The following is a 25,205-nucleotide window of genomic DNA, read 5'->3' as shown; positions in this document are numbered from 1 at the left end:
TATAACGCACGTCGTTGTGCATGCGCCCCCGCGTTGGGTAGCATGGATGGACCTTTCTGGCGGGCCTCCTCCAGAAAGTGCAGTGACTTGAGAGCACGACCCCGTAGCTCAGTTGGATAGAGCGGCGGTTTCCTAAACCGCAGGCCACAGGTTCGATTCCTGTCGGGGTCACTGCATTCATGTCGGCCTCCGTTGTGGCACCTTTGTGGCCGAGGTGCCGGTGAGCAGCAAGCAGCGTTGGCCAGGCGGCTATGTCCACAAGCAGCAGGATGGACAGCCCCTCTTCATCATCGAGCGTCGCGTTCGCGGGCAGCGGTTCCATGTCTCGACGCGGTGCCACAACCTCCGCCTTGCCATGAAGCAGCTCGATCGGTTCGAGGCAGACCCACTCGGCTATGCCCCCGAGGGCGAGGCCAGCGAAGCCCCCTCTCCATGACCGCCGAACTGGTCGGCGAGTACCATGCATTCCAGCTCGCCAAGGGCGACACCCGGAAGCATGCGAACGAGATGGCCTCGCGCCTCGCTGACTGGATAGAGGACCTCAGCGGCAAAGACCTGCGCCAGGTCACCCTGCGAGACCACATCAAGCCAGCTCTCGACCGGCGTCGCGTGGGACGTCCGCACCGCATCATTGCGCTCAAGGGCTTCTTCGGCTGGCTCCGCAAAGAGCGCCACCTGCTCACCAGCAAGGACGACCCGACGCTGGACCTGCCCGTGCCCCTGGCCGTGCCAGCGAAGCGGAAGAAGCGGAATGCGGTGCCATGCGAGTCCGTGACCGTCGTCGCAGGCATCCTCACCGAAGAACTGCGCGACATGCTCACTGTGCTTGCCGGGACTGGCTGGCACGTCACGGAGCTGGAACACTTCGTCCGCCGTCCGGAGAGCGAAATCGTCCGGGCCCGGCGCGGTGACACCCTGGCGGTACTCGTCACCCGCCACAAGGTGGGCGACATGACTCGCACGCCCGTCAACGCCCCCAACGTACTCGCGCGGCCGCCTTGCGACTCCGCGAGCGCGGCACGCTGCCTCGCCGCGCCAATACTGAGCATCACCCGCTCCACGCGACAGCCAGGAAGGGAGTACAGCGTTTCCATTCCCTGGGTGTATTCGCCCTGCTGGCCGTCTGCCGCATCTGCCCATTCCTCCGAGGGGAACCACACGAAGTGCGGGAGAGCCACGGAAGCGGGTGACGCTCACCACCCCTCCCCGGAGTACGAGGGCGAATTCCCACAAGGGACGTGCGCCACGACGTTTCACCGTTGTCTGCGGACGAGCCTCGCGGATTGGCCCGGACTCATCTGCACTCAATCAGGGAGGGGAATATGAGTGTCGGTCGCACACTGCTGTTGTCGGTGGCGTTTGCTGTGATGGTCGGCTGTGGGAATGCGTCCCTCAACGACGGTACGCCCATCGACCGCTTTGTCTCGGGTGAGGACGCTGCGGCGACCTTCGCGCCAGAGTCGCAAGAAGGCGAGGAACTGCTGTCGATGGCCGCCAACCCTGCCGTCGACGCCTCTGGGGACTCGACTTCGGCGCGCCCGCCTCCCCCGCCTCCCGGGAAGAGTTGCTCAGCCAGAAACGGGGCGCAGGACTGCTACTGCACGGCCGGCTGTTGCCGCAACGAAACGAGTTGCTGGTGCTGCTAAGCCTTAGCAGCCAACGGCTGTCGTGCCCTTGGCCTGCTCTCCGATGAACGCGTGTGCCAGGCGGTTGCGGTTGACTTACGGCCGCTCCGCCTGGCCTGGCCACAACTCAAGCTGTCCCGGCGTGCGCGCCTTGCGCACCCGAGGTGCAAATGGCGCGGGCGGCATCGGGTGCGCCGGAGCGGTGCGCGCGTAGGCCATAGCCGCCTTGCGCAGCCTGTCCCGGGCCTTGGCGAACTCCTCCTCGTCGTCGCTGGCATCGGCGTAAGCCAGGGCGGCGGCGGTGAGGCGCTCCCAGGGGGACTCATATGCCGGCGCCAGGGGCGTTGACATCGACCGGCCCCGCGTCACCCGCTTGAGGTGCTCACCATCACCGGAATACGCAGGCTGCCGTAGGTACCTCGGCTTTGCTGGTGAATGGCCGCCACTTCCACGGACAGCTCGCGGTCGCGCTGTCGGCGCTGGGACTCGGGCCGCTTCGCCCAGGCGTAGTAGCCGGAGCGGGAGACGCCCAACTGGCGGCACAGGAATGCGACTGACAGGGAGGCCTTCTCCACGTGGATGAAGCGGAACTTCACTTCATCTCCTTCGCGAAGAAGGCCGCCGCGTTTTTTAGTAGCTCCTTCTCCATTTCCAGCTGCCGCACGTGTTTGCGCAGCTGGGAGAGTTCCGCCCGCTCCTCGCTGGTGAGGGCACCCGGCTTGCCCTCGCCCCGGTCCGTTCGGGCCTGCTCCACCCACCGGCGGAAGGCCGTCTCTGTCAGGTCCAAGTCCCTCGCCACCTCCGCGACGGACTTGCCCTCCTCAAGCACCAACTTCACCGCTCCGGACCTGAACTCCGGGGTGAAGCTACGTCGCTGCCGCCTCTTCTTCTCGCGCTCCGACATCGAACACCCTTCCATCACATCGGGGGTGTCCACGGAAGCGGGTGACGCTCACCTGGCGCCCAGGAAGCGAAGCTCGTCCTGGAAGGCGTCGGAGGTGTACTGATTGCCATTGTGTTGGCGGTCATCAAAGAGCGCGGGATTCTGGTCATCGACGCGGTCATCGCGGAGCGCGGAAATCGGGTCATCGGCGAGCGCAGGTATCGAGTCGAGGCAACGCAAGACGGCCCCGCGCTGCGCTCCGATTGCGGGGCGCAGAGCGAGGCCGGTGGGCATCGGTGAGTCGCGGGGACGCTCAGCTCTTCCTTGCCTTGCGCTCCGCGCGTGATTCCTCGGCCATACGCCTGCGGTAGCTGTCGCCCTCGATGCTGATGATGCTCGCGTGGTGGATGACGCGGTCAATGAGGGCGATGGCGCATGCGGCGTTGGGGAAGATGGTGGTCCACTCGGAGAATGGGAGGTTGGTCGTCAGGACAATCGGCTTCTTCTCATACCTGCGCGACACCACCTGGAAGAGGAGGTCGGCGTTCCTGGCGTCGTAGGAGAGGTAGCCAATCTCGTCGATGACGAGCAACCCCGCCTGAGTGCAGTAGTGCTTCAGGCGCCTGTCGAGAGCGCGAGCGGAGTCCTGGCTTCCCAAGTCGAGCAGCAACTGGGAGGCGGTGGTGAAGAGGACGGAGTGCCCAGCCTGCACGGCGTTGTAGGCGATATTCTGAGCAATCATCGTCTTGCCCAGTCCCTGGGGCGCGACGAGGACGACGTTGGCGGGGCGGGCCATGAAGTCCAGCGCCAGGGCGCCCTCGACGGCCGTCCTGTCGATGCGCTTGGGCCAGCCCCAGTCGAAGTCGGCCATCGTCCTGAGCGCGCCGAGCTTGCTGCGCGACAGGCGCCGCTCCACGCTGCGCCGGGCTCTGTCCTTCGTCTCTTCCTCGGTGATGGCTTCCAGCAACTCGGTGGGGCCCCACCTGCGTTTGGTGGCCAGGGCAATGAGGTCATCGAGCGCGGCACTGGTGTGATGCAGGCCCAGGGTGTTGAGGCGTTCCTTCAAGGGGCTCATGACACTTGCTCCGTGTCGCGCCCGAGGAGGGCGTCGTAGGGGTTGAGGGAGTGCTGGGGGACGCGTTGCTCGCGCACGCGCGGGTCATCCGGCAGCACCAGGGGCAGCGGCGGAGGGGCGCCCCTTTTGCGGCTGCGTTGGTCGAGGACGTGGGCAACGGCGGCGGGGCCGAGTGCGCCGCGAGCGAGCGTCTCGGCGATGGCGGCGTCGGTTTCGGCGGAGCCGTACCTGTCGGCCAGCGCCAGCAGCTTCACGGTGTGGTTGCCGAGGTTGTCGCCGCGGCTGGTGAGCGCCTGGAGGAGTTGCTCGGCGTGCGGGCAGCGTGCGCGCAGCAAGTCCCTGCCACGCAGCTCGTGGGCGTGGGCCTTGCGCCTGGCCAGGGCAGCCAGGTGGCTGGCATCCTCGACGACGGCGCCCTTGTCCCAGCTGCGCACGTGCGAGGCGACTTCCACGGCGCCGTCGAGGAGGCGCACCGTGGTGGACGAGGCCACCAGCGTGAGGGGCCGGCGCACCAGGCCCTCGGGAATGGAGTAGTCGTTGCCGTCGAAGCGCACGTAGGGCGTCTTGCCGGAGGCGGCGGGGCGCACCACGTCGGTGGGCAGCGGGTGCGCGGGCAGCGGCAGCAGCAGGGGGCGCTCGGCTTCCAAGGCCTGCGCCACCGTGCGGCCCGAGGCGTCGCCGGGCACCCGGCGCTGGTGGGCCACCTCCTCCACCCAGCGCTGCAGTTGGCGGTTGACGTCGTCGAGGCCGTGGAAGGTGCGCGCAGAGAAGAAGGAGTCGCGCAGGTAGCGGATGGTGCGCTCCACCTTTCCCTTCTCATTGCCGCGGTAGGGGGCGCAGGGCTTGGGGACGAAGTGGTAGTGGCCGGCGGCTTCCAATATGCGCGGGTGGAAGTGAATGATGTCTCCGGCCCTCTGCAGCACGACGGACTTCAGGTTGTCGTAGAGGAGGTTGCGAGGCACGCCGCCCAGCGCTTCGAAGGCTTGGACGTGGCCCTGGAGGAAGCACTCCATGGTTTGGCCCAGGAAGAAGCGCGCGTACATGGCGCGCGAGTGGCCCAGCACCAGGACGAAGCAGGAGAGCGTCCGGGTGGCCCGCCCCACCCGCACCTTGCCGAAGCTGCCCCAGTCCACCTGGGCCTCTTCGCCCAGCAGGGTATTGCGGCGCAAGAAGGCCTCGGCCTGGGGCCCCGGACGCACCCGCCGCACGTAGCGCTTCACCTGCTCATAGCCGCCCAGGTAGCCACGGGCCTTCACCATGTGGAAGAGGCGCGTGGCCCTCAGGCGCGGGTGGGCCTTGAGGGTGACGTCAATGAAGTCCGTGTACGGGCCCAGCACCGTGGGCTTCGCCGTTCTGTCAGCACTGGCTACCGGCACGTCCTCCAGGGCCGCCTCCACGGTGTCGTGGTGCAGCCCCAACTGCGTGGCGATGGTGCCCACCGGCCAGCCTTCCGCGTAGTGCAACTGGCGAATCCGGGCGCGTACCTCGAGGCCAATCATCCTCCCACCTCCTCAGGGTGGGCAGCGCCGCCAGCGCGGGCCCATTCGGGTGCGCGCCAGGGTGGTGTGACGGAGGAATGGATTGGCGCGTCCGCAGGACGTGCAAGCCGGAATGGACGGTGGTGCATACGCAGGTGGCCTCGCTGCGCTCGGCTCCGCGGACACCTGCGTGGTGGCCTGGGCCGGCGCGGGCGGCACCGTCACCTCCAAGGCCCCTGGCGGGGGAGACTGATGCGTCACTTTCCGCCGCCGTCCTCGGTACGCGGCCTGGCGCTCGGCGTGCGCATGCCGTCCGTCTCGGGTGCGCTGGTATCGCCGCCCGGCCGCGCGCACCGACTCCGCACGCGCCAGCACCCCGCACCTGCGCTCGCAGTAGCGCTGCCCCCTGTCGCACCGGCTGCACAGCTGAAACAGCCTCCGGCACTCCGGCCGCCCGCACACCACCAGACGCAATGACTCCACGCACACCTTCCCGTGCGCGCCGACTTCTGGCGCCGCGCCGCGGAGTGCGCTACCCCTCCCTCACCGGCTCGCCCCTCTCGCACACCAGGGCGCGCCCCCAGGAAGGCCCTCCAGGTGTCGCTGGTGGGCCTTCTGACTTTTCAGGACGCGCGCAGCCCCGGACTCCACCGGCTCGCGCTCCTCTCCTCAACTTTTCGGCGGCACCCAGCGCTGCCCCTGGCAGCAGAGCTCTCGAACTTCTCGCCGTCCATGACCAGAAATCCGCGCTTCCTGGTGACCATCAACACCATTGTCGTGGCGGATGGACAGCCCCGTCGCCACGCCGCGGCCGTAGGCCTCAATGGTCACGGGAAAACCGGCCAAAGAGGGGCCCTTCAAAACCGGCCAATGGGAGAGGACCGAGACACGAGGACTCCTACCCCGCGGACTCGGAGGTCCGCAACTCCATGGCCCCCTTGGTGCGCCAGCTGCGGGGACCGAATTGGACGACGTGGGCATGGTGCAGCAGACGGTCGAGCATGGCGGCCACGGCGGCGTTGTCGCCCAGGAGCTTCCCCCAGTCCTCCACTGGCCGGTTGGAGGTGATGAGGGTGGAGGCCTTCTCGTAGCGGCGCATAATGAGCTCGAGCAGGTCCTCGGCGGCGGTGGCCGGCAGCTTGCGCATGCCGAGGTCATCGATGATGAACAATGGAGCGCTGGTGAGCGCATCGAGCGTCTGGCGTCGAGTGCCCTCGAGGCTGGATTCGGCGAGCTCCTCGAGCAGGTGGTGCGCCTCGCGGTAGAGGACGCGGTGACCCGGGGACTGGATGACGGCACGGCCGAGGGCCTGAGCGATGTGACTCTTGCCGGTGCCTGGAGAGCCGAGGAAGAGCGCGTCCTCGCGCCGCTCCACGAAGCCGCCGGTGGCCAACTCGAAGACGAGGCGGCGATTCATCTTCTTGTTGAAGTCGAAGTCGAAGCCGTCGAGCGTCTTGCCCGCGTCGCGGAAGGCGCCCTGCTTGAGGCGGCGTTGGATGAAGCTGTCGCTTCTGCGAGTCAACTCGTCGTTGACGAGGGCGGAGAGGAAGTCGAGCGGAGTGAGCTTCTCGGCTTGCGCCTGGAGGATGCGGGCCTCGACGGCCTGGGCCATGCCTGACAGGCGCAGGGTGGTGAGGGCCGGGTGATTTCGACGAAATTCATGTCTCGGGGTCTCCTGGGTGAGGGGTGGGTTGAGTGAGGCGGGCGATGACGTCGCGGTAGTGGGTGAGCTCGCGGATGAGCGGGGCGACCTGGCGCAAGGTGACGGGAGTGGGAGTGCGTCTTTCGAGGTAGCGGCGGACGAAGCGGCAGGTGGGGACGCCCACCTCGAGAGCCACCTGGCAGGCGTCGTCCAGGGCAGCAGCGCCGTGCTTCTTCGCGAGGGACAGCACGCCCAGGATGCGGCGAGTGCCCGCCTCACCTTCTCGACGGTGCATCTCGGCACAGAGGGCGGCGACGCCCCGTCCAGCCCTGGCGGCGTGCTCGAGCAGTTGCACGGTGGTGCGCGGCGCGTGGGAAGGACTGTCCTCCTCGCGGGTGCGGTGGTGGCCGCGAGGGGCCCGGGTGTGCTCCCGGAGCAGTTGCCCCGAGGCGGGCAGCAGCAGGCGGACGTGGAGGCAGTCCCACTGCACGTGCAGCTTGCGGCCGATGTGTCCCGGGGGCACCGAGTAGTACGCGCCGTCCACCTCGACGTGCCCGTCCAGGTGCACCACGCGCTCACCATAGGCGTAGTTGTGACGGCTCAGCCCCCGGAGGTATCAATTGACGGGGCCTCGACTGGGCGTTCACGCATCCCCCTGTGTCAGGGAAGATGTCGCCTCGGCTGACGTGCCGAGCTGACGACGCCCTGGGGGCGAGAGCAGGCAGAACGCAGTGCCGTACACGGATGCATTCAAGGCGCAGATGGTGAAGCGAATGGTGGGCCCCGGCGCGGTGAGTGCCGCGGCGTTGGCCCGCCAGGTGGGAGTCTCGCAGCCGACGCTGTCGCAGTGGTTGCGGGAGGCGAATAAGTTGGCGGCCATGACGCCCCCGCCCGAGGAGAAGCCCGTCGGCCCCAAGAAGTGGACGCCCGAGGAGAAGTTGCGCGTGCTGGCGGAGGCACATGGACTGGCGGGCGAGGCATTGGGAGCGCTGCTGCGCCGAGAGGGGCTACACGAGGGGCACCTGGCAGAGTGGCGGGCGGCTGCCGCTGGAGCCCTCTCTCAGGGCACGAAGGAGGCGCCGTCCGGGGCCCTGACGGCCGGCCAGCGTCGGCGGCTGGCCGTCTCGGAGAAGCGAGTGAAGGAGCTCGAGCGAGAGCTGCGCCGCAAGGAGAAGGCGCTGGCTGAGGCGGCCGCACTGCTGGTGCTCGAAAAAAAACTTCAGGCGATGGGTTGGGACGAGAAGGACTCGGGCGACGAGGACGGCGCAGCGGACGAGACGTGCGAGAAATGACGCTCGCGCTCGTCGACGAGGCGCTGGAGAAGGGCGTGCGGCTGGAGGCCATCTGCTCGCGGCTCGGAGTCGTTCCGCGCACCATTCAGCGCTGGAGGAAGCCAGCGACGGCTGAGGACCGGCGGTGTGGCCCGCATACCCGGCCGGCCAACCGGCTGTCCGAGGTGGAGCGACGCCGCATCCTGGCGGTGGCCAACAGCGAGGAGTTCCGGGACGCCTCGCCCAAGCAGATTGTCCCCAGGCTGGCCGACAGGGGCGAGTACGTCGCCAGCGAGGCGAGCTTCTACCGGGTGCTGCGCGAGGCAGGGCAGCTGGCCCACCGCGGCCGCGCCAAGGCCCCTGTGCCCAGGCCTCGGGCCGAGCACACCGCCACCGGGCCGAACCAAGTCTGGAGTTGGGATATCACCTACCTGCGCGGCCCGGTGAAGGGCAGCTTCCTCTACCTGTACCTCGTGGTGGACGTCTTCAGCCGGCGCAGCATGGGCTTCGCGGTGCACGAAGAGGAGTCGTCCGAGCACGCCGCGGCCCTCATCCGCCGCTCCTGGCAGGAGGCTGGCTGCCCCGAGGGGCTGGTGCTGCACTCGGACAACGGCGGCCCGATGAAGGGCGCTACGCTGCTGGCCACCTTGCAGTGGCTGGGCGTCACCCCGTCCTTCAGTCGGCCCCGCGTCTCGGACGACAACCCCTTCTCCGAGGCCCTTTTTCGCACGCTGAAGTACCGCCCCAGCTTCCCTCAGCGCCCCTTCGCGTCCGTCGAGGACGCGCGTGCCTGGGTGACGCGCTTCGTGGCCTGGTACAACACCGAGCACCGCCACTGCGCCATCCGCTTCGTCACGCCCGAGGACAGGCACTTCGGCCGCGAGGGCGCGCTGCTGGCCCGACGGCACCAGGTGTACCAACGCGCCAAAGCCCGTCACCCCGAGCGGTGGAGCCGCGACACGCGCGACTGGACGCCCGCGGGCCCCGTCCGCCTCGGCCCCTCTCCGAACCTCACCCCAGCAGTGCAGGAGTTGAAGCGCATCGGTTGAACCCTTTCACGCGACATCTACCTTGACGCTCACCGGCATCGTTACGACCCGCGCACGCGCTCACCCCGCTGAAACGGGGCTTTGTCAGTGGCCTTCACCGGAGGGGTCTCCCCTGTCGGAGCAACCCCAGCGATGCGGTTTCGACCTGTTGCCGCTTCGGGACTCTCACCCTACGGGTGCATGAGTTCCTCCAGGCATCACGCAACTACCTTGACGCTCACCGGTTCCACCTCCTCCAGCAGCATCTTTAGCTTCATGCGGAGAGCCTCCTGGAAAAGGGCACGCACATCGGCGCGCCCAGCCTCATGCGGGGGCAACCCAAAGGCTTTCTCGTCCATGGCGAGGAATTCCTTGGACTACTCACCGCAGAGGGACCGTCTTGGTTGGTTTCGTCAAGGAGCCTCCCTTTTCCGGCTCGTCCCTCCTCGCTATCTATACATTTACAGGGACACAACCAGAAATCCTGGGGCGCTGGAGCGACAAGAGCGTGCATTGTACCCTGCCGCCCTACAGTCCTGACTGCAACCTCATTGTGTAATGGTAACAGGCCTGAATCGGCAACTGCGCAACCTGGCCACTCGCATCGTCGACGAACGGACGTGGACAGAGCAGCGACTCAGTGCGGCAACGCCTCTCGCACAGCTCGCCGGCTGGTTTCGCGACTACCTATCACGCCTGCAACTCAGCCAACCTCAGCGGTAGCCCTCAGCTGGGTACCGCTCGTGGCCACTGAAGCACCCAAGCGCATTCAGGAACGGCGCTCAGCAATCACCGGCAATAGACTTGGCGTTGGATCTACGCCCACATCCCTCAGCAAGCGGTCACCCGGTCTCGAACCAGGATCTCTACCATGGCGTGGCAGTGTCTTAGCCGCTTAAACGATGACCGCACGAATCAGCGCCGAACCCCATGACTACGCCAAACGCCTCCGCAGATCAAACTACCTTGACGAAGCAGCAAGAGAAGGCAGTCCAAACGAGTCCATACCTTGACAACACTCACAACCAGTGAGATGACTGGAGTTTGAGTTCTGTGCTGTACACTTCCGAGCATGACGAAGGCTAGGTGTCCATGGCAGTGAACGAGAACTCAACCTCTCCTAGTCAGACTCATCCTGGGCCTGTCTTGAATGCCCCCCTTCAACCACTGGAAGAGGCGTATTGGAGCAAGGAACTTGCAAGCTTCCGTGGCTACATCAAAGAGCGTCCGGGGGCAAACTACCGGGACTGGCAACCTACAAAATGGCAGTCGCTTGCGCGAGTGAGCGCGGAGTTGGTCGCCACCGGGCGCGAGACGCTCAGGATGCCAACAGCGTTGGAGCTGGGGTGTGGTTCCGCCACACTGCTCACCCAACTCGCCGCCGGAGGATGGAAATGCGTGGGAGTGGACTGCGCTCCTTCTGCACTGATGCTCGCGCGCGAGGCAGCGGAAAGCTTATGTTTGTCGAACACACCATCCTTCTTGCTGGCTGACTTCCTGTCGCCGGAGTTCAAGCACCAGATCGGCCCTGCTGACCTTGTGTTCAGCATTGGCGTCCTCGAGCACTTCGACGGGGCGGCGCAAGAGGAGGTGTTCGAAATCCACTGCCAGTTCTCCAGGCAATGGGTCCTGATCGGGTTACCCAACCTAGAGTCTCCCATCTTCAGATCTTTCATCGAATGGGCGCGCCGGGCGGGCCGACTCTACGAAGAAGAGCACTTTCCCGTCTCGGTGCCGAGCTTGGCGGTGAAAAGCGGGCGAAGGCTACTGAGAAGTGATGGCTGCCACCTCTTCCTGAGTAGGGCTGAGTATTATATTGAGGGCGACCCCGAGCTCGACGCCTTCTATGCCCGACTTCGCGAACTGCTGATCTGCCAGGGCGGAGAGCGCTACCGCAATTTTCCGCGGCTGGATCTCCGACCGGATGACATTCCAATCCTCCAGAGCGTGGAGGCCAATGTGTCCGCTCACGAACGTCTTCGGTTTGGCTTCCTTAACTACTACCTTGTCGAGGCAGCCGCCCTTCACCCGTAGTCAATGTTCCACAGGCCATGGACAGCCCGCTGCTGACACGGCGCACAAATCCATGCCTGACAGGAAATCGGCGATTCTTGACGCTCAAGAATCGCGCAAGTACGATCAATTGCACAGTCCACGCATAGCCCTGACAAGCAACATCAATGAGGAGGTGACCCGTGACCGAAAAGAAGGTCCAGGTTCTGGTGGTCAACCAGATCGAGGGTTCGCAGACCGGCGGATTCACATACGAAGACAAAGGTCCGACATATCTTCAAACTCTGGCGCCCACCTATCTCCGAAGCCATTTCTATCACACCTTCTGCGCAGAGCCAGTGAATTGCATCCAGATAGCCGCGGCACTGCGCGCACAAGGCCTTGAGGTCGCTGTCCTTGACGGCCTGCTTGGCAACATGAACAAGGATGCGCTGATCGAAGAGATCCTTCGTTGGGATGCGGAGATCTACTGCTTCAGCATCTTCCACTCAAGCTACTTTCCAGTGATCGATATCATGAGGGCCATCCGCGCGCGGAACCCCAAATCGGTCATCATCACGGGCGGAAATTACGCGACGCTTGTCTACGGACAATTACTCTCACGCAACCCCGAGATTGATTACGTTGTCGTAGGTGAGTCCGACGACGCCCTGCCAGCCGCGTGCAAGAAGATCCTCGCGAAGGAGGATCCAACGACGGTGCCAGGCGTAGCATACCGCTCAAACAGCGCGCTCATGAGCCAGGGGGCTGAAGGAAGGATCAAGCTCAATCCACCGCGCATTCCAGACATCGCCACGGTGCAACCTCTCGCCCGTGACTTCGCGAAGGAAGTGCTTGCCAACGAGTTCTCCTTCAGCCTCCACTCAAGCCGCGGTTGTGGTTTTGGCGTTTGCACCTTCTGCTACCTTCCTGAGTACCAGAAGATTTCGAATATTCCGAAATGGCGAGGGAAACCCCCAGAGATGATCGTTTCGGAAATCGAAGACCTCAAGATGCGATACGGCATCAAGCACATCACCTTCGTGGACGAAGACTTCATGGGCCCGAACTTTGACGGGATTGCCCGTGCTGTTGCCTTCGCCAAGTTGCTCATCGAACGAAAGGTAAACGTTACCTGGTACGCGAATTGCCTCGTCCTGAGCGTCTTCTCCCTGGTGAAAAACGGGCATTTGCCCATCTTGGCTGAGTCGGGCCTCAGATACCTCTTCGTCGGGATCGAGTCAGGGTCGAACCACATATTGAAACGCTTCAAAAAAGGCTTCACGATCAAAGGCCTTCAGCGCATTGTCGGGGAGCTCAACAAGTACAACATCAGAATAAATCCAGGTCTCATCACCTTCGTGCCCGAAAGCACCCCCGAGGAGGTCAAGGCCAATGTCGATGTCATCAAGCTCATCGACTACTACGACATCTTCGTGTTCACTCGCCGTCTTGTAATGCTGCCTGGGACGGAGGAAGGCTGCGGCTGCGCTGCCACCGATGTCGACTCCGACGGGGCCTCGACTTGGAACCTACCAGATGAGGACTACCAGAAGGCCCTCGCCATCGATGTCAAGATCGATCCCGAAACGTATTTCGAGCATCCAGCAACGCGCCTTTTGTTTGTCGGAATGTCTGAATTCCGGGACCACCTTTATGTTCTATACGAATACCTCACGCGAAATCATCGCAACATCAGCCCGGACGCGCGACGAGAGCTTTCCGAGCATCATTTCCGCTTCTTCAATGAGCTCTATACGCACGTTCAGGACGGGCGCCTGCGCTCCTACGAGGATGTAAGCGGTTTCGTCAAGACCGGGCTTGAGCAAGCGCACGAGATCGCCTCGCGCATCGACCCCATGGGAGAACCCGAGCAATCCGCTCCACGCGTCGCAGTGCGACCTGCGCAGGCAGTTGGCCCTGCTTGAGCCCTCCTTGATCCGCACGGCTCAGGCCATCCAATCCAACCCACACCCTACGAGTCCAGCCTGTCGCTGGGCTCAAGGGACCTCGCCACCACCAAAGAACAAAGCCTCCGACCGCTTGCGCGACGGAGGCCAGGAACTGCAACCACTGGATGTATAAGCCTAAATCGCCGCAATCCCCCTCTACCAACAGGCCAGAACAGATCGGTGCGCTAGCAGGGTAATCTCGTCGTCTGCTTGCCCTTGCTGCAGTGACGCGAACTGTTTCGCACTGGAATCCTCCATTGTGATGCTCATCTTCCCGGACTTCGGCACCGATACTCCAAGGATTCGCGCCAGGGTCTTGAGATCTTCGCCGCTCACAACCGTCTTCTTTGGACTCGTCATCGTGCCTCCCTTTGAAAGTCGAAGCAATGGAATGACTGCCCCACAATCATTTCCGGGGTTCGATAGCCTGTCAAGATGTAGGCAGACACACACCCTGGGGCGCCAAAAGGACAGGTCGAAGTTTGCTCCACATACCTAGAAGGTATGCCTTGTCGCCTGGAATCAACTCAACGCAAGGCATCGAGATACCAGGCTTTTCATGAAGGGCGCTTCCTCGTGGGTGCACTTTTGGGGCATCCAAGGAGCTGGATTTCGTGAATGGTTTGAAAATATCCGCTGGTCAGAGTGCAATCGTACTAGAGCTCCCCAGCGACGTGGACGGACACATTCTCTCAGCCCGCTTGCGCAACTACGGCGTCGACGCGAGTCTTATTGAAATGTTCGTCCGCCCGGAGTGTCCAACACGCTCGGGTGCAGTTGTCCTGGGGCTCAAGGGGCCTTGTGAAATCGCGGCCCGGGCCTACGCAGCCGCATCCGGCCGCAAGCTTGTAATACTCGACAATTCGACGCAAGCCATGGACTTTTGGCTAGAAGGTGAAGACTTCCCACCTTCGCTTCTCTTCTTCATTCCAGAGAATGAACTCGACCTTCGACTGTGCCACGAGTTCATTCAATGGGCTGGGGAGCATGGTGTCGCTTCGGGCATCATGCCTGTCCCTGAGGACCCAACTCAAGCGATGCTCAAGGCCTGTCGCTTGATTGCCTTGGAGATTCGAGCGACGCCCTACCCTCATGGAGTCCTTACATTCAACGACTTTCCATCTAGTTCCCACGGCACCGGCTCATATTTCGGGAGTGCGCGCGCCGATGATTTCATCCATGCGATATCCGAAGGTGCGAATGCCCTTGTCTTGTCGGCACACGGCAACGGCGCGGATTTCAAGGTGGGAAAGCGCGTGCTTTGCGTACAGGCGGACGGACTGGCTCCGGAACCAGGGCAGCCTGGCGAAACTTTTTTGCCCTGCCAGACAGGGGGGGCGTGCTTACGCGAGCCTACCCACGCCCGGGCCGAGTTCGTCGGTCCTGGCGCGCTCCGAGTCGCCGCTGTGGTCATGTTGAGCTGCTCCGGCATCGTACCGAAGGGCGGAGTCTTTGATGCCCGCTTTAGCTTCTCTGAAGCCCTTTTTCGAGGAGAGCATGTCCGTGGCGTGGTGGCGGCCTATCGCTACATCGTGCTGACGCCTGATGCCTGCCTTGAAGCTGCCCGGCTTCTCCGAGCTGGCGCGAGTCTTGGCGAGCTCACCTTGAGCCTAAACAAACACTTCCACGCAGAATGCAAAGCGTACGTTTGCCTTGGCGATCCTGACTTCAGGCCATTTGCTCCAAACCAGGCTCATTCCGCCTCCCTCGTGGAGTCACGCTCCGAGGCCCTCCCCCGTTCTTCACCTGGACGTTTAGAGGTGACTTCTCCCAAAGTCATTCCCGCGCTCACTAGCTACTTGAGCATCGCCGACTTCTTTCTTGCCATCGACGTAGGGCCCGAACCTTCCGAAAAACACCGGGTGCTCATGGACGAACTGCGCGGCACGATTGCGACCGCGCTCCGCAATCTGGGCCTCCCCTCCAGCAGGCAACGACTGGCCCTGGATGCTCGAATTGCCCAAACGCTCGCGGGAACGCTCCCCGTCTACGACACGCACTTGGCCCAGCCGCTCTTCTCCCACTACAAGCTTCTTCAGCAGCGCCCCGGCCCCAATTGTAGCGTCTGTGGAGGTCGCACCATAATCGGTGAGTACGCTGCGCTGTTGCATTGGGGATACTCCCGTAGGTTGATGACCTGTACAAACCACGGTGTCCTCGCCGACCATCCCATTGGGACCGGCGGTGAGGATGTGGGCGCATCTCTGACGGTCGAGGCGCATCACTTGCGAGTGATGCTGTCCCCCCCCACGGAACACCGCGTTCAAGGCATTGCGGTCAGCTATCGGTGCGGAGACGAGGCGGTCAAGGCTTCCGAATCGGATACCAAGGTGAGTCGCACCGGGGAGGTGACCTTCACCGTTGAGCGCAAGGGGACGAATCGCGACTCTCGCGAAGTGGTCTATGTAGCGTACTCACACCAGGGACATGCCGGTTACCTTTGCCTTCCGGTGATGTCGCGAGGAGACGCATGATGGGCACGTCTGGTAAGTCGCCCAATGAGGCCAATGAGAGTGCCGGCTGGCTGGCGCAGCGCTGCGCCAGCCGTACGGCGCAGGCCGCGGTGGTCCGTAGTGCGGTTGCCGATGGCATCGTCACTCCTGGGCCAGGCACACTTCTCGCCCGTGAACTCGACGCATCGGTACTCGCACTTGCAGATGTCCTCTCCTTGAACGATGCCGGTGACGAGCAACGCCGGGCATCACTCCGTGCCGAGATGGCAAAGCTTGACCATCGCTATGGCGAGGTCTTGGTGCAGATCCTCCGCATCCGCGCCGGCTATGTCTATCCGTACATGAGTGGCATCGGTTCACCGCGGCCCGAGCGTGTCGCCAGTCTCCCGCATGCTTGCGGAGAACGATTGTTCGCCGCGGAGGTCGAGAACACCATTTTTGGATGCGGCCATCGTACGTTCTGGGTTTGTGCCGGTTGTGGACTCGTGGGTGAGAGCGAAGCGGGGTGCCCCCTTCCCGACGTCTTCTTCGAGGATCATGCCGCGCACCTCCAGGTAGATGGGACAGTGCTCGACGAGGGTGATGTATTCGTCGGAGTCGTCGTGGAGCCGTTCGGCTCCCTACAGGCAGAGACTCTTCACGCCGGGACTGTGCCCCCATCGAGCCTACTCAATGGCTTCAAGTTTGACATCCGTCCCGACGTCACAATGCACGGCCTTCGTGTTCTCGCGATTGCCCTGGTCTACGGCTGTGAATTCATGGTCATCCGCCAACCCATCAGAAGATACCGGAGTACAGAAAAATCAGACTTACCCCATACAGAGCTCACGTCCTCATCAAGAGGCCTGTTCCATCCCAGCCCTCGAATTCCGATACAAAACAGCTTGAGGCCTTCGAGCAAATTGAAGCTGGCGAAACATTGCACATGAGCAGGGCTTTTCTGTCGATACCGGCCACTGGTTGGCATCATGAGGACTGGGATGGCAAAAAACTTAAGTTCAATACCAAGGGACGCGGAAACCATGGCGAACGAGAAAGATCACCCACCACTCAAGGCCCAGCGGGATCCTCCACGCTCAAAGGCGCCTCGCCTCTCACCTCCGCGCAGTTGGGCCGATCCAGCGCACCATTTCTCGGAGGCATTGAACAACCCCTGGTATCGGCTCATCTGCGAACTGGTGGGTGACTTCTGCTATGCGACATATCGCTTCTACCAGCAGCAGCAGTTCGTGCCGGCCCTCCTGCCTATCACCAGCAATTCCATTTCCAGCCCAATGGGGCTTGGCAGCGACAGCCTCCCGGTCAAGATCGAGCTCTTTGGCAAGCACACTTACTTGGTTGATTCGATGCAGTTCCAGCTCGAGTACATGCTCCGGCATGGCCAGCACGGCGTATTCTACATCATGCCCACCTTCCGGGGGGAAGACCCGGACCACCGGCATCTCAACCAGTTCTTCCACTCGGAGGCAGAGTTGGTGGGTGGATTGGAAGACGTTATCGAACTGGTCGGAAGATATGTGGCTTGGTGCACGCGAAGTCTGCTTCAATCCCACGGGAAGGTGCTGGAAGCCCAGTTGGGCTCGGTAGCCCACCTTGAGCGGATGGTCGCGCTCAATGGCGACATTCCGCGTGTCACCTTCAAGGAAGCACGAAAGCTCCTGGGAGACGAGCCGATTAACTACAGCAGGCCCCTGCCGGGGATCTGCACCATCTCCCCGGCAGGGGAAAAGCGCCTGATGGAATTATTTGGAGGAATTGTTTGGCTCACACACCTTCCCAGCCAGGTTGTGCCATTCTACCAAGCGGTCATGGCGGATGGTGAGTATGCGCTCTGTGCAGATCTGCTCTTTGGATTGGGAGAGGTGGTGGGTTGCGGCGAACGGCACCTCGGGTACGCCGAGACAATGGCTGCGCTCAGAACGCACCAAGTGGACCCGAATGATTACGACTGGTATCTAAGGATGAAGCGCGAGTATCCACTACGGACGGCCGGCTTCGGACTCGGCCTTGAGAGGTACCTGGCCTGGGTGCTCAGGCATGACGACGTCCGGGACATCCACCTCATCACTCGGCTGAAGGGGTACGACTCGATACCCTAGTGAGCGCTCTTTCGCCAAACACCGTCCAAGGTGCTCAACCCCTCCAGTCACGAGCAAGGAGGCTGTATACCGCCAAGTCCACGAAGCGGTCATACAACCGCTCCCCGTCACGGCGAACACCCTCAAGCTGAAAGCCCAATCGCTCTGGGATGGCGCGGGACCGGGTGTTTTCCACCGCAACGCGTATCTCCAACCGATTGAGGTCGAGAGTGGTGAACGCATATGTGGTGAGTGCACGCACCGCACGTGTCATCAATCCCTGCCCCTCATACCGACTTCCAAGCCAATACCCAATGGAAGAGGAGCGATGAGTCCTCTCAATGGCATGGAAGCCACAAATTCCCGCGAGCGCCCCATCGTATACGACACCAACGGTGAGAGCGGTGCAGCGCGAGAACTGCTCCAGCGTATGATGAATGAACCTGCGGGAGTCTTCCACCGTGAGAGTAGTGTCTACCCACGTGAGCCAGCGGCGCAGCTTGTCGCGGCCCTCATCAATCAGACCAAAAAGCGCTGGGGCGTGGTACGGCTCGAGCAGCCCCAACTCCAGTGTTTCGTCAACCGGCAGGCGGAACATGTCTTCTCCAAACAGAGGGCTCTCGCAAGCTGCGCACACCGAATGAAACAGGTCCGCGCGCGAAGTACGGCGAGTTTGCGGAAGGCTCAGGGCGCCCTCCAGGGCCGCCCGTGAAGGAACTGAAGCGGATTATTGTGGAACCATTGCTCGCGCATGGAGTCCTCCAGGGACGCGAGCGCGCTACGGACGATGTCCACGTCCCGCGCGACCTCAGCACCATGCAGCGTGCCGTCAATCCATGTGATGAGGTTCCACGGAGTGTCCATTGCGAACAAGAAGGCTTGCGGCAACGTTTTCAGGATGCGTGCCAGCCGCGCCGCCCGCTCGGACGGCCTGGTGCCGGGCATCGCATGGTCGCAGATCATGCTCCATGGCCCACAGTCCAGATACAGGTACTCGTTTTCCTGGATGCGATGGATGTTGTCGTGCAGGAAGCCTGCATGCGCCACGTCAACGACCGCGCGTGACCTGCGTGTTGCTACGAAGAGCGTATTGAAGAGTTCGCCGAAGTCGTCCTGCATTCCCGGCCGCGCGCAGTGAACCACCGTGGGCAATCCGCGAGAGGCGGCAAGGTCTAGGTAACCCTGCTGGATGAATGTCGCAATTGAGGCTCCCTGCGCATAGGGATGCCACTTGAGGCCGCAGATGAATGGAAGCAGGTCCTCATATGCACGCTCGAAATCTGTTGCGGACTGACTGGGGTCCACGAAAAGTACAGGCAGCGGCAAGCTTTGGGGTTTCCCGTCGTCAATGTCGTGCAATGGCCTGGTCTGATGCGCCCCGCACGCAGCGACGATGAACCTGTTGCGAGTCCAATAAATGTCGCCATCTCGTCCCCCTTCAACATCCAACCTCCGCCCTCGAGAGGATTCGTAGATGGGCATGGCGAAGACAGCTGCGGCAAACAGCTTTGCGCCAGGAAGGAGGTCTCCCCAGTGGATCGATCCACACAACTCCGCCCATTGGGAGAGGGACTGTCGGTACTCCACCCGGCGTCCACTCGCGTGAACGAGATGCTCGACGCCGATATGCTCGTGAACGCTGACGACCGCACGAGTCTTCTGGAGCTTTTCCAGCAATTCGTTTCGAAGAAGACCAGCGGGCTGACCAGAATAGGCAGCGAACACGCGAACACCCCTTTACTTCTCACCGGAGTATTTGACTCCGAACAGAATGGTCTGGTTGGCCTTCGCGAAGCAGACGCCACAGCAAGCCGCAGGGCGATCGGGCTCAAGCATTCGCCCTATGAGTTCTCCCGCAGGCTCTTGATCCAGTCTGGCGATACACTCCTGCTCACCGCACAATCCCATGATGGCGGTCCGCCCCTCGGCCAGCAGCCCAGATAGGTGCGCGAACTCTTCTACCTCCACGAGCTGTCCCCGCATTCGCTCGCGGTTAACGCGCCAGAGTTCCTCGTGTGCCTGCTCCAGCAACCGCGACGGATGCGATAGGAAATGATCTAGAGGAAGCTGCTTCACGGTCTTATCGGGACCCAGGCGCACAGAAGCGCGGTGCTCTTCCATCTCCCTGGGCCCTACAAGCAGGTGGGCTGGCGCACCAAGTGCTTGCGCGTACTCCTGCCGCGCCTGAAACGAGCGGGCGTCCATGAATGCCCTGGCTCGGACTCCCGCCTGGCCAAGCACTTCAACGAGTCTCTCTGCCTCTCGGACGAGCAACACGTCATCCGAGCGGGTTGGGAGCACGGCTACCTGGATGGGAGCCACCGCCGGGGCATGGATGGGCGCTCGTTCCCGGAAGCAGTGACCGAGCATCGCGAGCACCAACCTTCCGGAAAAAGCGAAGTTTGCCATTGCGGGATAGCGCCAATCGGGCGCACGGACATCGAACACCCGACTGAAACGATCGCCAAGGTCGTAAATGGAGGTGAGCACAGTAATCCGGCCAGAGGGCATCACCGTAATTCCCTCCAACCGCCGGTGCGCATACTCAGTCAGACGCCTGTTGACCTTGACGCGCTCGACACCAATGACTGGCAGACAAATCTGGGAGCAAAAGGCATAGGTCGCTCTATTGAGCGCGGCGAGCTCGTCGTTGACATCGCCAACGAGTGCGGCATGCGCCTCGAAGAAGGGCCAGACCACGCGCTCCTTCCACAGGGGCGCGGTCTTGCCTGTCTCATAGCGCCCTACCGCCCTGACAGACTGGACGCGGTAGGGCATTGGACGGCCCTGCTTGCACCAATTCGAAAAGATAGCGCAAAGCTGGGCCTCAACGGTGGACTTGATGATCTGCTCCCCATCACATGGGGCGGGGCGCGCCAAGTAGACCCGGTCGAGGAAACTCTTGATGTGTTCGGCTTGTCGCTGAAAGTCCTTGGTCGAGACGAATGCCGGTAAACCTAGCTCTTCATACCCCAGACGTTCCAAGTGCTCTGCCGCGGTGCGGACGACTGCCCCGGCGAGACGATAGCCATGGGGAAACCATGTGCTGGCGCCACGGGTCGGGTAGGTGGGATCCAGCAGTTCAGCCGCGACCATCCCGGTGCTGCGCCATGCTTCGAAGCCCGGAGCGCTCATTCGACGCTCTTTTCAACAAGGGTGATCTCACAGCCAAGCGCGGCAGCGGAGATGGAGGCACGAGCGCCCAAGGGAAACGTGAGAATGGGATCGGTATGGCCCAGGTCGACGTCCGCGATGATGGGAAAGCCGTATCGCTCCGTCAGAGTCAGGACCACGTCCCGCAAGGTCACGCCTTCCACCGGAAAGGCATCGGGACAGCGACCAACCAACATCCCCGTCACCCCTTCGAACGCGTTTGATTGGACCAGATGGGTCAACGATCGCTCCAGCTGAGGTAAGAAGGCTTCGCTTCCCGTTGCTTCCCACAAGAGGATGGCATCCTGGAACCGTGGCTCCCACGGCGTTCCAAGCAGACCATTGAGGGTGGCGAGGTTTCCTCCCATCAGGACGCCTTCGGCAACTCCTTCGCGCCAAGCCTGCCAGCCTGAGGAGGGGTGCAGTGCGCGACGGAGTTGAGATTGACTCCCAGCCCAATCAAGTCGCTCGGCGGTCCAGCCCGCCGGAGGCCGGAGTCTAAGTGGAACACGCTCTCCATGCACCACCGAACGAAACGCCTCAACGGTTTCCACGAACGGTCCGCCCGGCTCCCCCCATTGCGGTAATAGGGCCGGGCCATGCAAGGTGACCAAGCCACACATATGCTGGATTGCCATTAACAATATGCTGGCATCACTATAGCCGCAATAGATTTTCGGATGGGCGGCGAGAAGCTCCCAATCCAGGAAGGAGAGTATCCGATTGGAGTTGTAGCCTCCTACCGCCATCATGATTACGTGGATATCCGGTTCGAGCGCGAGGCGATGAAGTTCGCGGGCTGCAGCTTCGGGCGATAGAGCAGTATAGCCCTGTTTTGAATTGGCAGCGGGAGGAACCACGACACGGCAGTCCATCTCCTGAGCGAGCGAACGGAGGGCAACCTCGGCACGAGCGGGATACTGCGCCAACGCAGGGGTAGATGGGCTGAAGATGGCAATGCAGCCACCATGAGGCGGCAGCGCGGGTGGCTTTCGCCTCGTGACGAAGAAGGACTTCCCGCGCCGCCACTTATCGAGTTCTTCCCGGGACATCATTTGAGCTCCCCCGTTGCCAGCAGCAACGCGTCCTCGGAAATGTAGAAGAACTCCGCCTTGCCTTGACGGAACTGGTTCTTCGCGTCGAGGTAACGAATGCCCGCGACGCACTCCAGAACATCCGGCTGAGCCACGGCCAACAAGGCACCGCCATGAGTGCGGAATACAGTAGCGTTGGTCTCAAACCACCAAGGTTCCTCGGTACGCACGGCCGCAAGGCCGAAGTAATTAAGGAATTGCTCGATTAATTCTTGCCCACGAGGGGCGGCATCGAAATGGCGGAGATCCAGGCCATTGATGCAATGAACATCCTCCCATCCACAGGCACCATGGGCCTGGGTGAATGGAGCGCAGGCGAAGTCGGTTGAATATACGCCACCAGGCAGTTGCCGATAACTGCGCGTCTGCTTAGTCAGGAACGGTATGGCCTGCAGGCAACCACCTGCCAGAGGGAGTATGCCGTGCTTGTGATGGGAACGGCCGTCGCTTACCACGGTTGGTACGACTGCATCGCGGAAGTGGCGAAAGAATGGCTTCGCCACTTCGGTCGGGATCACGAACGGGAACTGTGAGGGGAAAAGCTGTCTACCCGCCAATAGGGAGGCAGTGGCATCGAGCACAAGCCGAAGTGCCTTCATGCTGGGCCCTGGGAGATAATGCAGCCCCGGCACCGGGTATTCATCACTCAGGATACCGCGGAGACGAAGCCTTTCACGTAGTTCGCTCATGACAATGCCGCAACTCTACCTCGCGCCAAGAGGATCGTCATCACTGCGCCCGCGCCGCGTACTCAGGGCCCCAGGGTCCACGGGCATTGATTCCTCACGAGAACAGCTTGACGAGAAATGGCTCTCCAACGCCTGGCGCCCATCAATGTCATGAACAGCATCCAGACGCAGCCCGACTACCTCACCGTGAAGGGCACCCACCACTGAGTGGAGCACCTCCCTCGCGGCCCCCTCGTTGACAGAGCGGGCCCGTTTGCCTTCCGACAGTCCGCAGCCCTCACGTGCCATTGACACGATCTCCGGCTATTCTAGGAGCGCACCACCGTCTCACAAAAGGGGAATTCATGCGTACGGGCATCATGGTGGGTCTGCTGGCAGTAGGGCTGATGACGGGCTGTGGCGGCATCGAAGAGGAGGCCGCCGGACTCGAAACGGAGGCCCAGGCGATCCCCTGTCGTGACATCACCGGCCGGGACTACGTCATCACGTACTACGCGGAGCCCGCGAAGGTCACCAAGGTCGGTGAGCTCCTCTGCGGCTGCAGCACGCCAGAGACGGTCCTCAACGGAACGAAGACCTCCTACTACGAGAAGGTCTACGGCTGCTTCGCGATGTAGCGAAGACGCCCCGCCCTACCTGACACGGCGGAACGGCGCGCGAACAAAGAGAACCTCGCTGCTCGCGCGCCCGCGGCGACTCAGTGCGATCGATAGCAGTAACGCCCGGGGTCCCCCTGCGTGCAGTCCTCGGGACAGGTCCGGGCCGTCTCCCCAGGGCAGCACGCGCCGTTTCCACAGAACTCGCCACGTGGGCAATCCAGGGGACAGCTCAACCGCTCTCCGATTTCGCAGACACCATCTCCACAGACCGCGAGCGTGGCTTCCGACGTGTCGAGCGCCTCATCCTGCGCGCCCTCCGGATCCATGGCGCCAACGCCACAGCCCACAGCCACTCCCACCATCAGGGCCATCACAACATTCCAAGCTGCCTTCATGGGACGCTCCTTGCTCGAGCTGCACGATGAAAGGGATGCGCCCGAATGCTCGCACGGTTGCACTAACGCAAAAGCTGCGCTGCGTTGGTCCCGTGCATCACCCTTCGAATCCGTGTATCTACGGGCTCCAAGTTTGCCAAGTTCCCGACGTTTTCCGGACCTCGCTCGGAGGAGCTCGCCATGCTGGACCGACCCATGTACCTCAAGCCGAACGTCGCCATCGAGCCGCTCTACAATCAGTGGTACGCGTGGTGGTACCTGCTGTCTCCGGCGACGGCCCCGCTGTTCGTGACGAACCTGCACCAGAAGCTGATGCAGTCCTTCGTGGCGAATCCGGACGTGCACGTGGCGGCCCTGAAGAACCCGATGCTGATGGGCGGCCCGTTCATCAACCACCCGGCGGCGAAGGCCCCGCGCGTGAAGGAGCTCCTGGAGCGGACGCAGAAGGAGCAGGCCAACATGCTCGCGTACACCAAGGCGGTGGCCGAGCTGGAGCAGCTCATGGCGCCCAACAACGGCGGCTCCCTGGAGGGCCTCTACGCCAAGGTGCCCGACATCCTCCGCGGCTACGTGGAGCTCACGTACGACCTGAGCAACCGCGCCAGCGCGAGGTACATCGAGCCGCTCCTGTACCGCAGCCCCTTCCACAAGGAGTCCTCGCAGAGCGTGACGCTCATGCAGGTGGACGGCGACTGGCGGCCCTACATCTTCAGCACGCCCCGCCTGGAGGAGGACACGCCCCTGTGGCTGCGCGTCCCCTACAAGCACGAAGGCCTGGACGCCCTCTTCCGCATGCGCCACACGCCGGGCTCGCCCGGCCAGGTCGCGGAGATGCTCGGCGTGCCCGCCTCCGCCGCGGACGCCTTCGCCGCGCTCTTCACCGAAACCGAGCCCCGCCGCACGGAGCGCTACACCGGTGAGGGCGTGCGCGTGCGCTACTTCGGCCACGCCTGCGTGCTGCTGGAGACGAAGGACGTCAGCATCCTCACCGACCCCGTCATCAGCTACGAGTTCCCCACGGAGCTCCCCCGCTTCACCCACTCCGACCTGCCCGAGCGCATCGACTACGTGGTCCTCACCCACGGCCACGCCGACCACCTGATGATGGAGACGCTCATCCAGCTTCGGCACCGGGTGGGCTGCATCATCGTCCCGCGCAACAACGGCAACTCGCTGGCGGACCCATCGCTGAGGCTGATGCTCCACCACAACGGCTTCAAGAACGTGGTGGAGATCGACGACCTCCAGGAGATCCCCGTGCCGGGCGGCTCCATCACCGGCCTGCCCTTCCTGGGCGAGCACAGCGACCTGGCCATCCAGGCCAAGACGGCGCACCTGGTGCGCCTGGGCGGCAAGTCCATGCTGATGGCGGCGGACTCCAACGCCATCGAGCCGCGCATGTACCAGCACCTGCGCGACATCGTCGGCACCATCGACGTGCTGTTCCTCGGCATGGAGTGCGAAGGCGGCCCGATGAGCTGGATGTACGGCCCGCTGCTGTGCAATCCCCTGCCCCGGAAGATGGACCAGGCCCGCCGGCTCAACGGCTCCGACAGCGCTCGCGCCATCGAAATCACCAACTACCTGTCGCCCAAGGAGGTCTACGTCTACGCCATGGGCCAGGAGCCGTGGCTGCGCCACGTGATGATCCTCGTCTACGACGACAAGGCCCCACAGATTGTCGAGTCGAACAAGTTCCTGGAGCACTGCCGCACGAAGGGCATTCAGGCCGAGCGCCCCTACGTGAAGATGGAGCGCATCCTCGCTTGAGTCCGCGGCTCCGGTCCCCCCGAGGTGC

General features: G+C 62.9%; 20 protein-coding genes, 1 tRNA gene and 2 pseudogenes. 9 read left to right on the top strand and 14 right to left on the bottom strand.

Features of this window, described 5'->3' with window-relative positions; translation table 11 throughout:
- The first annotated feature begins 97 nt into the window (after nt 1-97).
- Nucleotides 98-171, top strand: a tRNA-Arg gene (locus OZ403_RS18120).
- A 222-nt stretch (nt 172-393) separates the two neighbouring features.
- Here the strand turns inward: OZ403_RS18120 and OZ403_RS18115 are convergent.
- From OZ403_RS18115 to OZ403_RS18075, 8 genes and pseudogenes are all read right to left on the bottom strand, one after another.
- Nucleotides 394-939 (bottom strand): hypothetical protein, encoded by a 546-nt coding sequence (locus OZ403_RS18115; RefSeq protein ID WP_268784699.1) that lies wholly within the window; start codon nt 937-939, stop codon nt 394-396.
- 782 nt (nt 940-1,721) lie between these two features.
- The gene (locus OZ403_RS18110) at nt 1,722-1,976 is read right to left on the bottom strand and encodes a hypothetical protein (protein ID WP_140791477.1); all 255 of its coding nucleotides are present in this window, start codon (nt 1,974-1,976) and stop codon (nt 1,722-1,724) included.
- A 44-nt stretch (nt 1,977-2,020) separates the two neighbouring features.
- Nucleotides 2,021-2,529: pseudogene (locus OZ403_RS39745) on the bottom strand (transposase); the annotation flags it as partial.
- A gap of 48 nt (nt 2,530-2,577) precedes the next feature.
- Nucleotides 2,578-2,748, bottom strand: a complete 171-nt coding sequence (locus tag OZ403_RS18095; protein WP_268784697.1) for a hypothetical protein — start codon at nt 2,746-2,748, stop codon at nt 2,578-2,580.
- A gap of 73 nt (nt 2,749-2,821) precedes the next feature.
- A complete protein-coding gene (gene istB / locus OZ403_RS18090; RefSeq protein ID WP_140876531.1) occupies nt 2,822-3,583 on the bottom strand; it encodes an IS21-like element helper ATPase IstB in 762 nt (253 codons plus the stop codon).
- Nucleotides 3,580-5,082: an IS21 family transposase gene (istA, locus tag OZ403_RS18085; RefSeq protein ID WP_268781592.1), complete on the bottom strand. Its 1,503-nt coding sequence runs from the start codon at nt 5,080-5,082 to the stop codon at nt 3,580-3,582. Before istA ends, istB (OZ403_RS18090) begins: the two co-directional genes overlap by 4 nt.
- 877 nt (nt 5,083-5,959) lie before the next feature.
- Complete coding sequence (gene istB / locus OZ403_RS18080; protein ID WP_268784696.1) at nt 5,960-6,673, bottom strand: IS21-like element helper ATPase IstB; 714 nt, start codon at nt 6,671-6,673, stop codon at nt 5,960-5,962.
- Nucleotides 6,674-6,719: 46 nt separating this feature from the next.
- The gene (locus OZ403_RS18075; protein ID WP_140875099.1) at nt 6,720-7,274 is read right to left on the bottom strand and encodes a Mu transposase domain-containing protein; all 555 of its coding nucleotides are present in this window, start codon (nt 7,272-7,274) and stop codon (nt 6,720-6,722) included.
- Between the two features lie 160 nt (nt 7,275-7,434).
- Here OZ403_RS18075 and OZ403_RS39740 point away from each other — a divergent pair.
- Nucleotides 7,435-9,023, top strand: a pseudogene (locus tag OZ403_RS39740) (IS3 family transposase).
- A gap of 197 nt (nt 9,024-9,220) precedes the next feature.
- Here the strand turns inward: OZ403_RS39740 and OZ403_RS18060 are convergent.
- Nucleotides 9,221-9,361: a hypothetical protein gene (locus OZ403_RS18060; RefSeq protein WP_268784695.1), complete on the bottom strand. Its 141-nt coding sequence runs from the start codon at nt 9,359-9,361 to the stop codon at nt 9,221-9,223.
- A 733-nt stretch (nt 9,362-10,094) separates the two neighbouring features.
- Here OZ403_RS18060 and OZ403_RS18055 point away from each other — a divergent pair.
- From OZ403_RS18055 to OZ403_RS18035, 5 genes are all read left to right on the top strand, one after another.
- Complete coding sequence (locus OZ403_RS18055; protein ID WP_268784694.1) at nt 10,095-11,036, top strand: class I SAM-dependent methyltransferase; 942 nt, start codon at nt 10,095-10,097, stop codon at nt 11,034-11,036.
- Nucleotides 11,037-11,197: 161 nt separating this feature from the next.
- The gene (locus OZ403_RS18050) at nt 11,198-12,922 is read left to right on the top strand and encodes a B12-binding domain-containing radical SAM protein (RefSeq protein ID WP_268784693.1); all 1,725 of its coding nucleotides are present in this window, start codon (nt 11,198-11,200) and stop codon (nt 12,920-12,922) included.
- Between the two features lie 638 nt (nt 12,923-13,560).
- A complete protein-coding gene (locus tag OZ403_RS18045; protein ID WP_268784692.1) occupies nt 13,561-15,420 on the top strand; it encodes a hypothetical protein in 1,860 nt (619 codons plus the stop codon).
- Nucleotides 15,417-16,328: a hypothetical protein gene (locus OZ403_RS18040; protein WP_140875091.1), complete on the top strand. Its 912-nt coding sequence runs from the start codon at nt 15,417-15,419 to the stop codon at nt 16,326-16,328. Before OZ403_RS18045 ends, OZ403_RS18040 begins: the two co-directional genes overlap by 4 nt.
- 213 nt (nt 16,329-16,541) lie before the next feature.
- A complete protein-coding gene (locus OZ403_RS18035; protein WP_268784691.1) occupies nt 16,542-17,498 on the top strand; it encodes an asparagine synthetase A in 957 nt (318 codons plus the stop codon).
- A gap of 34 nt (nt 17,499-17,532) precedes the next feature.
- On the opposite strand, the gene OZ403_RS18030 is transcribed toward OZ403_RS18035, so the two are convergent.
- The 5 genes from OZ403_RS18030 to OZ403_RS18010 all read right to left on the bottom strand — a co-directional run bounded on the left by OZ403_RS18030 (nt 17,533) and on the right by OZ403_RS18010 (nt 22,413).
- Nucleotides 17,533-18,075, bottom strand: a complete 543-nt coding sequence (locus OZ403_RS18030; RefSeq protein WP_268784690.1) for a GNAT family N-acetyltransferase — start codon at nt 18,073-18,075, stop codon at nt 17,533-17,535.
- 86 nt (nt 18,076-18,161) lie between these two features.
- Nucleotides 18,162-19,202 (bottom strand): hypothetical protein, encoded by a 1,041-nt coding sequence (locus OZ403_RS18025; RefSeq protein ID WP_268784688.1) that lies wholly within the window; start codon nt 19,200-19,202, stop codon nt 18,162-18,164.
- A 12-nt stretch (nt 19,203-19,214) separates the two neighbouring features.
- On the bottom strand, nt 19,215-20,612 hold the full coding sequence (locus tag OZ403_RS18020) for a His/Gly/Thr/Pro-type tRNA ligase C-terminal domain-containing protein (protein ID WP_268784687.1): 1,398 nt from the start codon (nt 20,610-20,612) through the stop codon (nt 19,215-19,217).
- Entirely contained in the window at nt 20,609-21,685 is a 1,077-nt protein-coding gene (locus tag OZ403_RS18015) for a S66 peptidase family protein (RefSeq protein WP_268784686.1), read from the bottom strand. The genes OZ403_RS18020 and OZ403_RS18015 overlap by 4 nt, the downstream gene beginning before the upstream one ends.
- The gene (locus OZ403_RS18010; protein ID WP_140875079.1) at nt 21,682-22,413 is read right to left on the bottom strand and encodes a hypothetical protein; all 732 of its coding nucleotides are present in this window, start codon (nt 22,411-22,413) and stop codon (nt 21,682-21,684) included. Before OZ403_RS18010 ends, OZ403_RS18015 begins: the two co-directional genes overlap by 4 nt.
- A gap of 344 nt (nt 22,414-22,757) precedes the next feature.
- Between OZ403_RS18010 and OZ403_RS18005 the strand changes: the two genes are divergently transcribed.
- Both OZ403_RS18005 and OZ403_RS18000 read left to right on the top strand, forming a co-directional pair.
- A complete protein-coding gene (locus OZ403_RS18005; protein ID WP_140798410.1) occupies nt 22,758-23,030 on the top strand; it encodes a hypothetical protein in 273 nt (90 codons plus the stop codon).
- A gap of 557 nt (nt 23,031-23,587) precedes the next feature.
- Entirely contained in the window at nt 23,588-25,177 is a 1,590-nt protein-coding gene (locus OZ403_RS18000; RefSeq protein WP_140791466.1) for an MBL fold metallo-hydrolase, read from the top strand.
- Nucleotides 25,178-25,205: the final 28 nt, after the last annotated feature.

Source organism: Myxococcus sp. NMCA1, assembly GCF_026810205.1.
Taxonomy (GTDB): Bacteria; Myxococcota; Myxococcia; order Myxococcales; family Myxococcaceae; genus Myxococcus; species Myxococcus xanthus_A.
Note: the sequence above shows the minus strand (reverse complement) of the source record. Positions and strands in the feature narration are given on the sequence as shown.

What these genes read in the sequence shown, in the direction of transcription:
- OZ403_RS18110 (WP_140791477.1), bottom strand. Translation starts at nt 1,976, where the DNA reads ATGTCAACGCCCCTGGCGCCGGCATATGAGTCCCCCTGGGAGCGCCTC.
- istB (WP_140876531.1), bottom strand. Translation starts at nt 3,583, where the DNA reads ATGAGCCCCTTGAAGGAACGCCTCAACACCCTGGGCCTGCATCACACC.
- istA (WP_268781592.1), bottom strand. Translation starts at nt 5,082, where the DNA reads ATGATTGGCCTCGAGGTACGCGCCCGGATTCGCCAGTTGCACTACGCG.
- istB (WP_268784696.1), bottom strand. Translation starts at nt 6,673, where the DNA reads ATGGCCCAGGCCGTCGAGGCCCGCATCCTCCAGGCGCAAGCCGAGAAG.
- OZ403_RS18060 (WP_268784695.1), bottom strand. Translation starts at nt 9,361, where the DNA reads ATGGACGAGAAAGCCTTTGGGTTGCCCCCGCATGAGGCTGGGCGCGCC.
- OZ403_RS18055 (WP_268784694.1), top strand. Translation starts at nt 10,095, where the DNA reads ATGGCAGTGAACGAGAACTCAACCTCTCCTAGTCAGACTCATCCTGGG.
- OZ403_RS18040 (WP_140875091.1), top strand. Translation starts at nt 15,417, where the DNA reads ATGATGGGCACGTCTGGTAAGTCGCCCAATGAGGCCAATGAGAGTGCC.
- OZ403_RS18030 (WP_268784690.1), bottom strand. Translation starts at nt 18,075, where the DNA reads ATGTTCCGCCTGCCGGTTGACGAAACACTGGAGTTGGGGCTGCTCGAG.
- OZ403_RS18020 (WP_268784687.1), bottom strand. Translation starts at nt 20,612, where the DNA reads ATGAGCGCTCCGGGCTTCGAAGCATGGCGCAGCACCGGGATGGTCGCG.
- OZ403_RS18015 (WP_268784686.1), bottom strand. Translation starts at nt 21,685, where the DNA reads ATGATGTCCCGGGAAGAACTCGATAAGTGGCGGCGCGGGAAGTCCTTC.
- OZ403_RS18010 (WP_140875079.1), bottom strand. Translation starts at nt 22,413, where the DNA reads ATGAGCGAACTACGTGAAAGGCTTCGTCTCCGCGGTATCCTGAGTGAT.
- OZ403_RS18005 (WP_140798410.1), top strand. Translation starts at nt 22,758, where the DNA reads ATGCGTACGGGCATCATGGTGGGTCTGCTGGCAGTAGGGCTGATGACG.
- OZ403_RS18000 (WP_140791466.1), top strand. Translation starts at nt 23,588, where the DNA reads ATGCTGGACCGACCCATGTACCTCAAGCCGAACGTCGCCATCGAGCCG.